The 15,399-nt window shown below is 35.9% G+C and carries 19 protein-coding genes; 12 read left to right on the top strand and 7 right to left on the bottom strand.

Annotated features, from left to right (window positions below):
- Nucleotides 1–171: 171 nt before the first annotated feature.
- The 3 genes from BM143_RS23255 to BM143_RS23265 form a co-directional block, all read right to left on the bottom strand.
- On the bottom strand, nucleotides 172–612 hold the full coding sequence (locus tag BM143_RS23255; protein ID WP_090027718.1) for a carboxymuconolactone decarboxylase family protein: 441 nt from the start codon (nucleotides 610–612) through the stop codon (nucleotides 172–174).
- Between the two features lie 45 nt (nucleotides 613–657).
- Nucleotides 658–1,104, bottom strand: a complete 447-nt coding sequence (locus tag BM143_RS23260; protein WP_167375339.1) for a DoxX family protein — start codon at nucleotides 1,102–1,104, stop codon at nucleotides 658–660.
- 191 nt (nucleotides 1,105–1,295) lie between these two features.
- A complete protein-coding gene (locus tag BM143_RS23265; protein ID WP_090027721.1) occupies nucleotides 1,296–2,258 on the bottom strand; it encodes a beta-1,6-N-acetylglucosaminyltransferase in 963 nt (320 codons plus the stop codon).
- 467 nt (nucleotides 2,259–2,725) lie between these two features.
- Here BM143_RS23265 and BM143_RS24110 point away from each other — a divergent pair, with 467 nt between their 5' ends.
- The 3 genes from BM143_RS24110 to BM143_RS24315 all read left to right on the top strand — a co-directional run bounded on the left by BM143_RS24110 (nucleotide 2,726) and on the right by BM143_RS24315 (nucleotide 6,137).
- Nucleotides 2,726–3,010, top strand: a complete 285-nt coding sequence (locus BM143_RS24110; protein ID WP_167375340.1) for a bacteriocin-like protein — start codon at nucleotides 2,726–2,728, stop codon at nucleotides 3,008–3,010.
- Nucleotides 3,011–3,524: 514 nt separating this feature from the next.
- A complete protein-coding gene (locus BM143_RS23275; RefSeq protein WP_090027725.1) occupies nucleotides 3,525–5,756 on the top strand; it encodes a TonB-dependent receptor plug domain-containing protein in 2,232 nt (743 codons plus the stop codon).
- A gap of 216 nt (nucleotides 5,757–5,972) precedes the next feature.
- Entirely contained in the window at nucleotides 5,973–6,137 is a 165-nt protein-coding gene (locus BM143_RS24315) for a T9SS type A sorting domain-containing protein (protein ID WP_394332585.1), read from the top strand.
- 85 nt (nucleotides 6,138–6,222) lie between these two features.
- Here the strand turns inward: BM143_RS24315 and BM143_RS23290 are convergent, their stop codons facing one another.
- Both BM143_RS23290 and BM143_RS23295 read right to left on the bottom strand, forming a co-directional pair.
- A complete protein-coding gene (locus tag BM143_RS23290; protein WP_139222107.1) occupies nucleotides 6,223–6,636 on the bottom strand; it encodes a hypothetical protein in 414 nt (137 codons plus the stop codon).
- 120 nt (nucleotides 6,637–6,756) lie between these two features.
- On the bottom strand, nucleotides 6,757–7,134 hold the full coding sequence (locus BM143_RS23295) for a hypothetical protein (protein WP_139222108.1): 378 nt from the start codon (nucleotides 7,132–7,134) through the stop codon (nucleotides 6,757–6,759).
- A 292-nt stretch (nucleotides 7,135–7,426) separates the two neighbouring features.
- On the opposite strand from BM143_RS23295, the gene BM143_RS23300 reads away from it, so the two are divergent.
- Complete coding sequence (locus tag BM143_RS23300) at nucleotides 7,427–7,852, top strand: VOC family protein (protein WP_090027733.1); 426 nt, start codon at nucleotides 7,427–7,429, stop codon at nucleotides 7,850–7,852.
- Nucleotides 7,853–8,206: 354 nt separating this feature from the next.
- Here the strand turns inward: BM143_RS23300 and BM143_RS23305 are convergent, their stop codons facing one another.
- Both BM143_RS23305 and BM143_RS23310 read right to left on the bottom strand, forming a co-directional pair.
- Complete coding sequence (locus tag BM143_RS23305) at nucleotides 8,207–8,800, bottom strand: hypothetical protein (RefSeq protein WP_090027734.1); 594 nt, start codon at nucleotides 8,798–8,800, stop codon at nucleotides 8,207–8,209.
- A gap of 4 nt (nucleotides 8,801–8,804) precedes the next feature.
- Nucleotides 8,805–9,356, bottom strand: coding sequence for a hypothetical protein (locus BM143_RS23310; protein WP_090027736.1), 552 nt, complete (start codon nucleotides 9,354–9,356; stop codon nucleotides 8,805–8,807).
- Nucleotides 9,357–9,615: 259 nt separating this feature from the next.
- On the opposite strand from BM143_RS23310, the gene BM143_RS23315 reads away from it, so the two are divergent.
- The 8 genes from BM143_RS23315 (at nucleotide 9,616) to BM143_RS23350 (ending at nucleotide 15,276) form a co-directional block, all read left to right on the top strand.
- Nucleotides 9,616–10,485 carry a DMT family transporter gene (locus BM143_RS23315; protein ID WP_090027832.1) on the top strand — a complete coding sequence of 290 codons (870 nt, stop codon included), beginning with the start codon at nucleotides 9,616–9,618 and terminating at the stop codon, nucleotides 10,483–10,485.
- 160 nt (nucleotides 10,486–10,645) lie between these two features.
- Nucleotides 10,646–11,458 carry a helix-turn-helix domain-containing protein gene (locus BM143_RS23320; protein ID WP_090027738.1) on the top strand — a complete coding sequence of 271 codons (813 nt, stop codon included), beginning with the start codon at nucleotides 10,646–10,648 and terminating at the stop codon, nucleotides 11,456–11,458.
- Between the two features lie 72 nt (nucleotides 11,459–11,530).
- A complete protein-coding gene (locus BM143_RS23325; RefSeq protein WP_090027739.1) occupies nucleotides 11,531–12,004 on the top strand; it encodes a DUF6265 family protein in 474 nt (157 codons plus the stop codon).
- Between the two features lie 437 nt (nucleotides 12,005–12,441).
- Entirely contained in the window at nucleotides 12,442–12,774 is a 333-nt protein-coding gene (locus tag BM143_RS23330) for a metalloregulator ArsR/SmtB family transcription factor (protein ID WP_090027740.1), read from the top strand.
- 84 nt (nucleotides 12,775–12,858) lie between these two features.
- Nucleotides 12,859–13,320 (top strand): SRPBCC family protein, encoded by a 462-nt coding sequence (locus BM143_RS23335; RefSeq protein WP_090027742.1) that lies wholly within the window; start codon nucleotides 12,859–12,861, stop codon nucleotides 13,318–13,320.
- A 153-nt stretch (nucleotides 13,321–13,473) separates the two neighbouring features.
- Nucleotides 13,474–14,052 carry a YdeI/OmpD-associated family protein gene (locus tag BM143_RS23340; RefSeq protein ID WP_090027744.1) on the top strand — a complete coding sequence of 193 codons (579 nt, stop codon included), beginning with the start codon at nucleotides 13,474–13,476 and terminating at the stop codon, nucleotides 14,050–14,052.
- A 222-nt stretch (nucleotides 14,053–14,274) separates the two neighbouring features.
- Nucleotides 14,275–14,673 (top strand): DoxX family protein, encoded by a 399-nt coding sequence (locus BM143_RS23345; RefSeq protein ID WP_090027745.1) that lies wholly within the window; start codon nucleotides 14,275–14,277, stop codon nucleotides 14,671–14,673.
- A gap of 45 nt (nucleotides 14,674–14,718) precedes the next feature.
- A complete protein-coding gene (locus BM143_RS23350) occupies nucleotides 14,719–15,276 on the top strand; it encodes a DUF4256 domain-containing protein (RefSeq protein WP_090027747.1) in 558 nt (185 codons plus the stop codon).
- Nucleotides 15,277–15,399 lie beyond the last annotated feature (123 nt).

The raw sequence follows: 15,399 nt of genomic DNA on the forward strand, positions 1-15,399 counted from the left end.
AGTACCAACAAGGTTTCTATCTTTTTCCTATTGCTTTTTCCAATGATTAATATTCCAAAGATATTTTAACTTTTTTAAGAGCGTTATCCTAATAACAAACTTATCACATGGATATATTTACAGAAATTGTTGAAAATTATGATGCGGAATCCCGCTCTAATCATCAATTTATTAATCCTGAGCAGGAACCAGCATCGTTGTAATTCCGATCCTGTTCCATGCATTGATGGTGATGACAGCCATAATTACCTGTGCCAGGTAGGCTTCACCAAGCAGCTTTTCTGCTGTAAGATAGGTTTCATCCTTTACGTGGTTGCTGATCAAGGTCACTTCTTCCGTGAGAGCCAAAACAGCACGTTCTTCTTCTGTAAAAAAAGGAGTGTCTCTCCATGCATTCAGTGCGTAAATCCGCTGTTCCGTTTCACCTGCTTTTCTGGCTTCTTTGGTGTGCATATCGATACAGAATGCACAACCGTTGATCTGAGAGGCTCTGATTTTGATCAGATCTTTATGTGTTCTTGAAACGGATGTACTTTCAATGAATTTTTCAAGGCCAAGGATCGCTTTATAACCATTAGGTTCTACCTGATCCATTTTAATTCTTGTTGTCATTGTAGGATGGGTTTGTTTAATTTTTAGTAATTGTTTTAGATGTATTTACTTCGCTTTATTATTCAAGAGATGATCAATACTCCATTTATATTGAGGGATAAAGGAGAGCAGAAAGCCTGCTGCCGAAGCTGTAAACACCCCGTAATTGATGGGTTTTTGAATTCCTACCGAAAAGGTCATAAACAGAATAAAGGTCAGGGTAATAAGGGAGGCGCCGATCGCGGCATATTTGGTTTTAAACCCTATAATAAGACAAATGCCTACCAATAATTCAGCAGCTGTAGCAATACTTCCCATGACATTCACCATGGGTCTTTCAAATATCGGCATTAAAGTAGCCGTGTAATCTATAAAGTGGCTCCAGTTTCCCCATTCAATGTTTCCGGTTCCGGGAGCTCCGAGTATTCCAAGTCGGTCTGCAACAGGCGTTAAGAATGTGATCCCTAATGCAAATCGTAAAAGTAATTGCGGGATGTTAAAAGAATCTTGCATAAATCTTGTTTTTCTGAGGACAAAATTAGCAAGACTCTGAGCCATTTTAATCACCCAGTTTTACAAAACAAGATGGCCCAGATGACCGGAAAGACCTTCCCAAATTTTCCGCAAATAAAAAAAACCTGACCGATTAAGCCAGGGTACCTATAGATATTGAACACTCTTTCAAGGGTTCGAGTCAATAATTTTTAATTGAGATGATTTAAATTAGAGGTGATACTTTTTATATCATTTATTTTTATTAATGTTTTAAAAGGCTCGTTATATTGAATTTGAATCCCTTCGATGATTTGTTTATCAATATTGTCGTCAAATTTCCTGGCAAAAAGGTGATTCCCTGTTTGTAGGAAATCCAGATCTGTTCCCGTAAAAGTTTTTGGACGCAGTTTAATATCACCGTCAGGAATCCAGATGATTGCTCTTTTGTCATCATCTACCAGAATACCATCGAAAGAAGTATTCATTAACACAGTCTGGAAGAAAGACTCATCCGCAATTAAGGTATTCAGATAGTAATCTTCAAACTTTTTCACCTCAGTACTGTTGCATATAAATTCACAACAGCTTCTGGTGAGGATCATCCATTGTCCGCCTATATAAGGAATGACATCTTTCATAAAACCTCTTGTATGAGTTTTCTCTGAAATTTTATCTTCAGTTTCTTCAAAGTAGTTTTCGATTCTGTTCATGGTTTCAGGTCTGCTTTTTTCCTGATCAGCAATTTTTATGTAGCTCTTTCCATTATTCTTTGACAGAAAGTCTTTGATGATCTCCTGCGATTTTAGTGGATAATCCTGACCGCTTAAATTGATGAAATAATCCCACTTCATATTCATCTCCAAAAGATATTTCATTCCGTCCAGTTCCGCCTGCACCATGCTGTAGCCTCCCCATACGACGTTTTTACTTTTAAGGATATGGACATTCGGATATTTTTGCAAAAAGACATTAATATCTTCACCTATTTCTAGATTGGCTTTTTTATCGATATGAATAAGATAAAAGTTGGCAGGATCGTAGATGGCTTTGAAAAGACGTTTGAATTGATCCGGTAAACGATGTACTAAGATTAAGTACGCAATAGTGATAGATTTCGCCGGTATGTTGCCGATGCTATGCCCATTACTTTCGTTTTGGTAAACATTTCTCATTTTATTTTATTTAAAAATTATGAATGTTTACAACTTATTTTATAAAGTATTAATAGACATTTTTGTAAATATACAATAATTAAATAACTTTTTTTATTGAAAACGCAATGTAAAATGAATAACTGAGCGCTCATTGTTTTTTTCAAAAATCTCAATTTAAAAGAAAACGGATTGAGATTCGGGGGTCTGATTTCGTGTTTATTTTTAAAAGAAATTAGAGATAATTGTATGGGTCAATAAGAATTTAAAATTCAGGGGAAAAATTCAATTTAATAAATATACCCTGTAAATTGTTCATTTTCATGAAAATAAGAAAGATAATTCAAATAATGATATATTCATTAAATATCATTTATATTAATCAAATATTAAGTTATAAATAAATTTGATTATTTTTTTCGAAACAATATAAACATATTGTAATTATTCTTATCTTAGTGATGTAATAACAACATAAAATTATACTCATGAAAAATTTTAAAAAATTGAACAGAAACGAATTGAAAACTATTTCAGGTGACGGAATCTTTGATAACATCGGAGGTGTTATCGGAGGACTAGGTGGAGTAGTTGGTGGAGTAGTAGGTGGTGTAGGTACTATCGTAGGTGGCGTTGTAGGTGGCGTTACCAATACAGTAGGTGGTGCTGTAAACGGTGTAGGTGTTCTTGTAGGGAATACATTATGCCAGGTACAGTGCGTTGTAAACGGTGTTGTACACATCCAGATCCTTTCATGTGGATCTACTTGCTAATCCAAGCCAGTAAAATTAAAAAAGTATACCGCTCTGAAAAGAGCGGTTTTTTTTTGCCAACCGATGAGTAAAGCTCAAAGCAAAATATTGTTCTTATAATTTCTTTATTTTTGTCAAGCCCAAATTGCCGATTAGGACAGTTCTTTGTCTTCTTTTTACACAAAAAACAAAGTTGGATTTTAAAAAATGATGAAATAAATTATTCACAGCATTCTTTTATAAAAATTCTTTTAAAATCTTAGGCGGGAATACATATCCATAGATTCGTGGGCCGTAACGACCTTGATACCTGTCACCATTCACTGTGTTGAAGATAACAGTATAGATATACTTTATATGGAGAAAGCAGATAGCAAGAAGACCTAATTTCAGGATTCCCGTTAAAAAATACAATTTCAGAAATCATATATCATCCAGTTATTACTTTTATTGATATCCAGTAATCTTAAACTGATTTTATTCTTATTTTCGCCAAAAGTAGCTCTATCGCCAAATTCTACTAAAAGTATTTATCTTGAAAAAACTAGGTTTATCACTGAGCCTTATTGCTCCTATGCTGGCATTTTCTCAATCCAAAAAAAAAGATACTGTAAAAACCACCCACATAGAGGAAGTTATGTTTCGGGGAAAATCGGCAGAACATATGAGTGATCTTGGAGCTGTAAAAATTTCAACGAAAGACACTAAAAACGTTACAAGTATTTCCGGAGGAATAGAAGGTATTCTCAAAACCCTTCCTTCGGTAAATTCCAATACAGAGCTCTCTTCGCAATATATGGTGCGTGGGGGAAACTATGATGAAAATCTTATTTATATTAATGGCATTGAAATTTACAGGCCATTTCTGATCCGGAATTCTCAGCAGGAGGGATTGAGCATCATCAATCCGGATATGGTCTCTACGATTAATTTCTCAGCAGGAGGTTTTGAACCAAAATATGGAGATAAAATGTCTTCTGCTTTACATATTGATTACCGGGAACCTAAAAAGGCTGAACTTTCAGGAGAAGCGAGCTTAATGGGTGGAAGACTGACTGCCGGTTTCGCATCAAAAAATAAGAAATTAACTGCATTGTTTTCTGGAAGATACAGGAATTTAAACCTGCTCTTCAATACTTTGAAAGAAGACACCAATTTCAATCCCGTATATTTGGATTTTCAATCCTATATCAATTACCATATCAATTCAAAGCTAAGCCTTTCATTCATGGGCTATTATTCTAAGAATTATTATGAAATGATTCCCAAAGAAAGGAGTCTAGATTTTGGAACCCGTAATCAACCACTTAACCTGACTGTTAATTATAAAGGAAAGGAAAATGATCAGTATAAGAACATGATGGGAACACTTTCAATGAACTTTAAACCATCGGATCAATGGAAATTCACCTTAGACGCTTTTGCTTATAAAAACCGTGAAAAAGAATATTATTCTATAGAGTCTAAGTATACATTACAAACCATAAATTTTTTAACAGGAGTACCCACAGAGGCACTTGACAGCGGAAAACAGCTGGATTACGCAAGGAATGACCTCTTTGTAAGAACTTACGGGATGCAGTTCAGAGGCCGTTTTTCGCCCGGCGATGATGCAGATATTGAAATTGGTTTAAAATATGAAAAAGAAAATCTAAAAGACCTTACCAACGAATGGAAACTGATAGATTCTGCAGGATACAGCTTACCAAGACCCATTGATGATCCAAGATTGGGAACTCAGGGAGAGCTCAGATTATTATATAGAATAGCAGGAGAAAATGCAATTCAACCTACAAGATTGTCTGCCTATGCACAATATTCACAGAAATTGGATTGGGGCATGAATAAAGTTTCCTTCAATGCCGGCGCCCGGGTCTCTCACTGGAGTTTCAATCAAGAAACTATTTTCTCCCCACGGATGCAATTTAGCATTATGCCTTACTGGAACGCAGAGATGACGTTCAGGCTTTCCGGCGGAGTATATTATCAGGCTCCTTTTTACAAAGAAATTAAAGATCTGAGCGGAAACTTCAACAGCAGCATAAAATCTCAACGTTCCTTGCAATTGATTTTAGCAAATGATTATCAATTTCAGATGTACGACCGTCCTTTTAAATTGACAACAGAAGCCTATTATAAAAAGATGGATAACCTGATTCCCTATTATATGGATAATGTAAGAATCCGTTATTCCGGAAAGAATAATACTTCGGGCTATGCTTATGGGATTGAAACAAGATTATCCGGAGAATTTGTACCGGGATTAGAATCCTGGATATCTGCCAGCTATGCAAGAGCTTATGAAAATATTGGTGGGAAAGGAGATATTCCAAGACCTACCGATCAGAGATTCAGGTTTGCCATGTTTTATCAGGACTATATGCCTAAATTCCCTTCCATAAAGATGAATCTTACACTTACTTATGCCATGGGAATACCAACAGGTACCCCAATTATCTTAAAACAAAATGGTGAGCCTAACCTTAACGCTGCTTATCAGTATCAAAAGACATTACCCTCTTATAAACGAATAGACATGGGAGTTTCAAAAGCTTTCATAGATTATAAAGACCGGAAAAAAAGACATGGTTTTTGGAGTAATTTTGAAGAACTAACTTTAGGTCTACAGGTTTTCAATGTATTCGTTCTTAAAAATGCAGTAGCCACGCAATGGATTACCGATTCGAATACCAATTTAATGTATTCTGTGCCGGTTCGTACCACAGGACGATTCTTTAATTTAAAGCTTGAATTCAGGATAAAGTAGAATAGGACAGGGTATAAAAAACAGTTACCGGAGTGTTGTTTCCTAAACGATATTTACCCGTTCTTACGGTTGTGATCCCTTGATGCATTTCGAAAGCAGGGCTAAAAAAACACCCAGTCCAGATCATTTTCTTCTTTTAGTACATTAAAATAATCTCTCGCAGCAGAAGCTCCCGTATAAAATTCTTTTGGAAAATCAGGAGTGTCGACGGCTTGAATACCTGCTGAAAACGAAAATGCTTATCTATATGACAGTACCGGTAAAATGATTAAAAATATAGCTTTAAGTAAAGGGAAAAACCAGATCGACCTTACCGGATATCCATCAGGAAATTATCTGTTAAAAGGCCATACAACTTTTACTAAAATAGTTAAGAAATAGACTTCAGAGTCTTCGTTTAAACCCTAAAAAAAGCCCTACAACAAAAAATTGTAGGGCTTTTTTTGATATGCAGAATAAAAAACTCTTAGAATATCGTAAGGATTTGTTGGGCAGGTGCAGCTAAAGTATTGGTCGCAGCGGTTCTGCCTGATGGAGTGGCTCCCGAATTGTAGGTAGGAGTACCCGGCTGTGTACAACCTCTTCCTACATCTATTGTCTCACCATTTACAAATACTATGGTAATACTCTGCCAATTAATAATAGATGTTATAGCAGCTGGTATCGTTGCCCCGGCATTTACATTATATATGGCATCAGGAATCCCTATATAGTGCGACATAATATCCCATTGATTTATAGGTGGCGTTTTTGATGCACTGTTGTTCATAAGATCATAGGTAACCGTTGTCCCGGGCTGAATGAGTCCTGCCGTCTCTCCATAAGCAATCGGATGGCAGTCATATTGCCATGTTGTGGGATCTGTGACTCTAATTTTCAATTTAGCAACAGCAACCGGGCTAAAATTATAAACGACTAACGGGTATTGCTGAGCTTTAATAATGACAGCTAAAAGAACTAAAAGTAGTGGAAGAATTTTTCTCATATTATAGGTGATGTATTATGGTTTTTGTTCATTTGACATTGAAATAAAGGCTTGTGAAATAATGGCATCATCCTCTAAACCATTGACTATATTTGTAGTCATTCCTGTTGACAGTAAAACCATTTTTGCCGGTTCCAATAAGATTTTTTTTCTTGAAGGGCCAAATCCCTGGCTTCCTGAATTGTTTGCAATTTCTTCTTTAACGAGTGTTGGGTTATTGGCATCGGCTAATGCTTTTTTAAAGTCATCAATGGCTTGACTTTTAGAAAGAATAGATTTCGTAGTAATCCCTTCTGATGGGTTACTCGCCAGATTGTTTTCTTCAGAACCATCTAATGAACATGAAATCATCGATAGGGAAGATAAAAGAGACAAAAAAAATACTTTTTTCATAGTTTAATATTAATTTGATAGTGCTCAAAAATACTAAAAAATATAATACACCATGTATTGAAATAATATTTTTGATTAATTTTTTTAATTATTATTGAATATTAAGCAAATAGAATTAATTATGAATCACTAAATAAAGAATTTAAAATAGTAACAGAGTGCTCAAAAGAATTGCTTGAAAAGTGGATCTCATAATCTATAAAGCTAAATATAGAGGAGAATTATTATCTTTAATCAATCTGCATATGCTTGCAAACACTATTTAAATTTATAGCAATTATAAAAGACGCAAATGAAACAATCGATCATTCACATTGCATTGGTTGTAAGAGATTACGATGAAGCCATCGAATTTTTTACAAATAAATTGAATTTCAATTTGATTGAGGACACCTATCAACCTGAACAGGATAAAAGATGGGTGGTCATATCACCACCAAATTCAACTGGAACCACTATTTTATTGGCTAGAGCTTCCCAATCTGAACAAGAACATTTTATCGGAAATCAAGCTGGAGGAAGGGTGTTTCTCTTTTTAAGTACTGATGATTTTTGGAGAGACTACAACGAAATGACCTCAAAAGGAATTGAATTTGTGAGGGAGCCTAAAAAAGCCGATTATGGTACAGTTGCCGTCTTTAAAGATTTATATGGCAATTTATGGGATTTATTAGAATTAAATCCTCAACATCTAATGGCAAAGGGACGCAATAAATAAAACACCCTGTAACATTACGTTTTGCAATACTAGACCTGATCAGTAAAACTCAGCATTATTAATCTCTGTTTATAGTGGTGATGATATGAGCAATTATTCGATGAAACTTAATGTTCCATATCGTTCAGAATATTTTTGCTGATTGTTTATATTCTAGGATTTAAAGAAAATTATTGCTCGTTCTATAACAGTATAGATCTATGACAATCTTTGACTTAAGGTCAACTAATTAATTTGAACGGCGTAGTTAATTTCAAGTATAAACAAATCAAGGAATATATACAATTTAACATAATATAAATTATAGGCAAAATATAATTACAGAATCTTACCTCAAAAAGTACTCAATATCTGCTACTTTCCGAATTTTTCTTCCAGATACTCTTTGACAACGTTCACAAACTCTTCCTTAGTCATATACCTGTCCAGAAAGTCTTCCAGGCTTCCTTCATTCTCAATCTCCTCGAAATAAACTTCATGATCAGTACTGTAAACTGTCGGGTTCATTGGATTAGGATCCGTTAAGCAAACAAAATAATGATCCGGATATCCGTACGAATATATAATACAGATAAAATCCATTTCTGTTCCCTGTACAGTTTCTCTGACTTCAGCTTCTTCAACAAATCCTTCAAGTTCACCATCATCTTTTGAATCTTTTTTAAATGGTGTAAAAAGCCAGTCTTTATAAAAATCCTGTCCATACGTTTGCTGATGCTCTGAAAAGTAATGCTCAACCAAATCTTCGTAAAATTTCTCATTATGATCGCTGTACTTCTCTTTATTCTTTTCGTAAAATGCATCAATCCCATACACATCCCATTCTTTATCATACAGATAACAGCTGAATTGGATGCTTTGCCAGTTTTCAGCAAAAGCTTTTTCTGCACGTACATGTTCTGTATTGGCGCCTAAAACATTTAATTTTTCTAATATTTTCGTGTACATTATGTTAAATTGACGTTATAAGAGATTTAAAATCAGACTGATATTTTCCGCCATTCCACAACTTTTCCGTTGTTTCTTCGTGGCTGTATTCAAAATAATTCCCGTTTTTATCCTTATTTCTTTGGAACAGTTTTACATGATACGTTCTGAAATTCAGCTTCAAAAACTGATGAAAATAACCATTTCCAAAGCATACATGGCTGTAAAACAGTGATTTAAAACCTTCTTTATCAGGTATTTTAAAAGTTTTCAGCCGTCTTACGATCTCCGAAAGTTCAGTTTTTGTGATGCCTTCCACGATGATAGGTTCCGGTAAAGCTATATCAAAGGCCAGATTCTCCGCTCCATCCTCTTCCCACCATTCCCAGAGATTAAACCCGGACATCTCCTTCCCTGTCATTTCATGCAGCGTATTCTCAAGTTTTTGGTAAGCTGAATGATCTTCATCTCCATGCTCATCACAGTAATCCGTATATTCTAAAATAAGCCGTAATACCTCAGGATAAAGCTTTTCAGCAGTCGTAAAATCAGGTTCAATTTCCTTTCGTAATTCCATATCATCTAAAACAAAATTCTTTGCTGTACTAAATTACATAATTTTTAGTAGCTCAACCATTTCGTTTTAGTCTGTTTTACCTATATTTGAAGTCAATACAATAGATATGAACCACGCGAGCTGTTTGCCTCCTCCAGGATTCTAATATTTTCAAATTCATTTGAAGTATGTTCATGCCGTTAAATTTTTATCGGCCTAAATACAAATGCTTCAAATTCTGATAAAAAATAATATTACAAATCTTTACAGTTCATTCTCAATGAAAAAATCATATTTATTATTGCATCTGGCCGTGATCCTGGCTGGCTTTACAGGCATTTTCGGAAAACTCATCTCTTTAAATGAAGGACTACTTGTCTGGTACAGACTTTTCTTTTCATCCATCATTTTATTTGTTATTTTAAAACTGCTGAGAATCCCCTACAGCATTTCTGCACAAAAAAAAGTACGTATAATGAAAGCTGGGCTACTCATTACACTTCACTGGCTTTTTTTCTACGCCAGCATAAAATACTCCAATATTTCAATTGGTGTGGTTTGTTATTGTCTGACCAGTTTTTTCACCGCCGTATTCAAACCTTTGATAGATCAGGAGAAATTCAAAATTTCAGAATTGCTTCTCAGTACATTGACTTTATTTGGGATCAGCCTGATTTTTCACTTTGATACTTCTTACCAGCTTGGAATTATTTTAGGCGTTATTTCCTCTGCTTTTGGCGCACTTTACACCATTTATAATAATCGGCTGGTAAGGCACTTTGATACCAAAGTCATCAACTTTTATCAGATGATGGGCGGAACTTTAGGCCTCGGAGCATTTTTGCCCATATATCTCCTCATTTTCCCGGCAGATAGCATAGTCCCTGACTTAAAAAACACGGCTTATTTGAGCATTTTAGCACTTTTTTGTACAGTTGGGTTATATGTGGCATTTGCTGAAGTTTTAAAGAAAATTCCAGCTTTCACTGTGAATTTAACGTTCAATCTGGAACCGGTGTATGCGATCATTATGGCATTTTTATTTTTCGGGGAAAGCAAAGAAGTCGGACCGGCATTCTATGTAGGTATTTCACTGATAATTACTTCGGTGGTTTTGCAGACATTGATTTCAATTAGAAAGAAAGTCTAGCTGATCTATTTAAACGAAACGCAGAAGTTTATATCTTCTGCGTTTTTTAATTTTACAAACAATTATAAATCACAAATTAGTGACATTTAGTATAATTTACCGTCTCGATTTTATTTAGTAGTTTTAAAAGTCAGACTGATGAAAAATAAAAGATTAAATAATGAACTATCAAACCTTCCAACCTCGTCCGGAACTCTCCGCTCTTATCAAGTGCTACTGGACCCTGGAAAGCCCTAAGGAAGACGTTCCTCAGCAGCAAACTATTGTTCCGGACGGTTGTATGGAAATGATTTTTCATTATGGTGAACTTTACAAACAATATATGGATGACGGCCAGGCTGTAGTTCAGCCCAGAAGCTGTGTTTTTGGCCAACTTACCAAACCATTGGTTATAGAATCTACAGGGATCACAGGAATGTTCTCCGTTCGTTTTCAGTATGAAGGTTTTATTCCGTTTGCCACAATTCCCATTAAAGAAATGGATGATAAGGCAGTTCCACTCTATAAACTTTTCGGAGAAGATGGAATTGAACTGGAGAAAAACATGTTGAAAACCAAAACACCTGAAGAAAAGATACAGATTGTGGAAGACTTTTTGCTCAAAAGACTGGATGCCGATGCCATTGACAAAATTGTACGATCTACGATAGATACTATTATTACTGCTAATGGTCAGATTTCAATCGGTGAACTTTCCAAACAGACTAACATCAACCGCAGACAGCTGGAACGAAAGTTTTCTTCTGCCATAGGTTTAAGCCCTAAACAGCTCTCCAAAACAATAAGACTGCAAACAACGCTGAAACTCTTACTCAATAAAGAATTTACAACCCTTACCGCTTTAGCGCACGAATCCGAATATTATGACCAAGCCCATTTTATCAAGGATTTTAAAGAATTTACAGGATTAACTCCTAAAGAATTTTACGGAGAAAACCTGAAAATGTCTTTCCTTTTTTTCGGAACAGATTAATCTTGTCGCATTTTTACAATTTTAACCTCAATCATATGCTGAACTTTGTCTTCATAAAAAAATATTTAGACAATGAAAACAAAACTGATTCTCTCCGCCATCATTCTGGCAATTCTCTCTGCCTGGACTCTACAACACAATGAAATTCAAAAACTGGAATGGCTCATCGGTACATGGGAAACCAAAACGCCCAAAGGAAGTCTTTATGAAACCTGGACCAGAAAAAGCGATACCGAATTCCAGGCAAAAAGCTACTACCTGAACAAAAAAGACACCATCATGTTTGAATTTGTAAGGCTGATTGAAAAGGACAAAAAGCTGCATTATATGGTCACAGTAAAAGGCCAACATGATGAAATCCCCGTTGATTTTGTCTCAACATCCGGCTCAAAACCTACTTCTCTTATCTTTGAAAACCAACAAAATGACTTTCCGCAAATCATCACCTATAAAAAAATCAGTAAGAATTCTCTAATTGCCGAGATTTCAGGCACCCTCAAAGGCAAAAAAGAGAATGAAATATTCGCGATGAAAAAGATAAAGTAATAAAGCTGAACTTTAACAGACTATTCTTCACGAGGGAAAGAGATTATTCAAATTTAAAAGGAAAAGGCTCGGCCGCCGAAGGCGGCGAGCTTAAAGTTCGCTTCATCAGACAGGTTCACCTGTCTCTTCTTTGCACCCCTAAAATAAGCAGGATCAATTTAAACTTTGCTTTTCCAATAGAATGCATATTTAATCTCACGCAGATTAAACGAATTACACAGATTGTATTTTAATTGAGATCTATATTAAAAATTAAACGTAAGCATCCGCTTAATCTGCAAGATCTGCGGGAGATAAGAATAACAGCTCAATCCTTTATACAACAAGCTCTCGGATTATTTATTCTAGAGCTTCTTTGTTTAAAATCAACAATTTATCAAAAAAAAACTTGCGTAGTCAAATAACTTCATTTAAATTTGTAGTCAAATAACTACACAATGAATTTAAGAAGAGATGTATTCCAGGCGATCGCAGACCCTACCAGAAGATCAATCCTGATGCTGGTGGCCGCACAATCTATGACGGCAGGAGCCATCGCTTCCAATTTCGATACCGCCAGACCTACCGTTTCCAAACATCTTCAGATCCTCACAGAATGCGAACTGCTAAGGTCTGAACAGAACGGCCGTGAAATTATCTATCACCTAAATCTCAATAAAATGAAAGAAATAGCCGATTTTATAGAACCTTTCCGCCAGATGTGGGACGACCGGTTCAACAAGCTGGAAAGTGTAATGAAAGCCTATCAGAAAAAGATAAGTAATGAGTAATGGGCAATAAGTAATATTTTACCATCTATCCTCAAACTCTCCCACGCTACTACTCTCAAACACACAAACCCTCAAACTCAAAACATGGAACTTAAAACAAAAATCCACGCCGAAGACGGCAAACAGGAAATATTCATCACAAGAGAATTTGATCTTCCCGTAGAATTGCTTTTCAAAGCTTATACAGAAGCTGAGCTTTTCGAGCAATGGATGGGAACAAAAGTGACAAAATTTGAAAATAAAACACACGGAAGCTATCGTTTTGAAACATTAAATCCGCAAGGAGACGTCGTTTTCAGTGCCAATGGAACGATTCACGAGTTTGTTCCTGAGCAGAAAATCACAAGAACTTTCCAGATGGAAAACACCCCTTTCCCTATTCAGCTTGATTTTTTGGAATTTGAAAAACTCACAGATCACACCAGTAAACTTACTATCCAAACCATTTACAAATCCGTTGATTTCAGAGATCAAATGCTGAAACTACCTTTCGCACAGGGGCTGAATATGGCGCATAACAGATTGGAAGAAGTTTTTAGAAAATAGAGATTAGAAGTTGGAAGTTAGATGTTAGATGTTAGAAGGTCGCAGTTTTAGATCGTCCCCCAAAATCTAATGTCTTAAAACGCAAAAAACCTCAAACCCTCCCACTCTAATACTCTCAAACACACAAACACACAAACACACAAACTCAACACCATGAATCCAAAAGTTAATTTTTTCTTCGATGAAGCCACTCAATGGCAGAAAGAATTTAAAAGGCTAAGAACAATCCTTCTTGATACAGGTCTTGAAGAAGAACTGAAATGGGGCTGTCCCTGCTACACCTATCATGGCAAAAATATTGTTCTGATCCACGGATTTAAAGAATATTGTGCCCTACTCTTTTTTAAAGGAGCTTTACTCAATGACACGCATCATATTTTAATCCAGCAGTCTGAAAATGTACAGGCTGCACGACAAATCCGTTTTACAGCACTGACAGAAATCATTAATCTCGAAAAAGTGATTCCGATCTATGTGTATGAAGCGGTAGAAGCTGAAAAGTCAGGGATAAAAGTTCCGATGAAGAAAACCAAAGACTTTGAAATGCCTGAAGAATTTCAAAACAAATTAGATCAAAATCCGGAATTAAAAGAAGCTTTCGAAGCCCTTACATCTGGAAGACAGAGAGCCTACCTGCTGCATTTTTCGTCGGCAAAGCAATCCAAAACAAGAGAAGAAAGAATTCAAAAATATATTCCTCAGATTCTTACAGGAAAAGGTCTGAAAGATTAACTTAATCTAAGTTCGAAATAAGAAGTCATAATTAAAAGGCAGGAAGATGGAAGCTGGAGGATGGAAGTTACTATTGGCCGGTAAGTATTTAACAATTCCTTTTAAATGTCTTGAAATAGTTTTTCGAAGATTAATAAAAACAGATTGTATTTCTATCTTTGGACTTCAATAACGTCTCTCTTCGAACTTCTGACTTCCTTATATAATCATAAAAAAACTAGTATGGAAACACAGAATAAATCACAAAAAAGAAACAAAATCATTTACTGGATCTTCACGATATGGATGGCACTCGGAATGGTTTCTACAGCCATTGTTCAGCTCATGAAAAACAAAGATGAGCTCGCCAATTTCATCACCCTTGGCTACCCCGCTTACCTGATGACCATCATCGGAGTCTGGAAACTTTTAGGAGTTATCGCAGTATTGATCCCGAAACGTCCGTTACTGAAAGAATGGGCATACGCCGGATTTTTCTTCGTGATGTCAGGCGCTTTTATCTCTCATATCATTGTTGGTGATACTTTGGGACGAACCTTTCCCGCATTATTATTGTTAATTTTAGTCGGTATTTCATGGTATTTCAGACCTGCAGACCGAAAAACTTCTACTCTTAATTAAATTGGAATAAAAAACATCAAATACAATCACTTTAATACATAAAATATGAGCAAAAAGAAACTAACAGCCGAACAAAGCGGAGAGCTTTTAAACATCTTAAAAGTCCGTTTTGAGAAAAATATGAACCGCCATAAAGGCCTGAGTTGGGAAAAAATACAGTCAAAGCTGGAAGCAGCTCCTGAAAAGCTATGGTCATTGAATGCAATGGAAGAAACAGAAGGTGAACCGGATGTAGTAGATTACGACAAAAAAACAGATGAATACATCTTCTTCGACTGTTCCCCCGAAAGTCCGAAACGCAGAAGCCTCTGCTACGATTATCAAGCCTGGGATTCCCGGAAAGCCAATAAACCGGAAAGTAATGTCATTGATAAAACCGCTGAAATGGGAATTGAACTTCTAACGGAGGAACAATACCGCCAACTTCAGGAACTGGGAAAATTTGATTTAAAAACATCCAGCTGGGTGAAAACACCTGCCAACATCAGAGAACTGGGAGGCGCTATCTTCTGTGACCGTCGGTACAATACGGTTTTCATGTATCACAATGGCGCGGATTCTTATTATGCGGCGAGAGGGTTTAGAGGAATGTTGAAAGTATAGCTAGTTTCGTGGGATATGAGATTCGTTTTCTTGCCATTCTACAATACTTTCATTTTAAAATATAAATTTTAAGCTCTCGCAGATCAAGCTGATGATGCAGATTTTTTTAGTGCTATTAAGCGC

The sequence above is a fragment of the Chryseobacterium oleae genome, assembly GCF_900115055.1.
Lineage (GTDB): Bacteria > Bacteroidota > Bacteroidia > Flavobacteriales > Weeksellaceae > Chryseobacterium > Chryseobacterium oleae.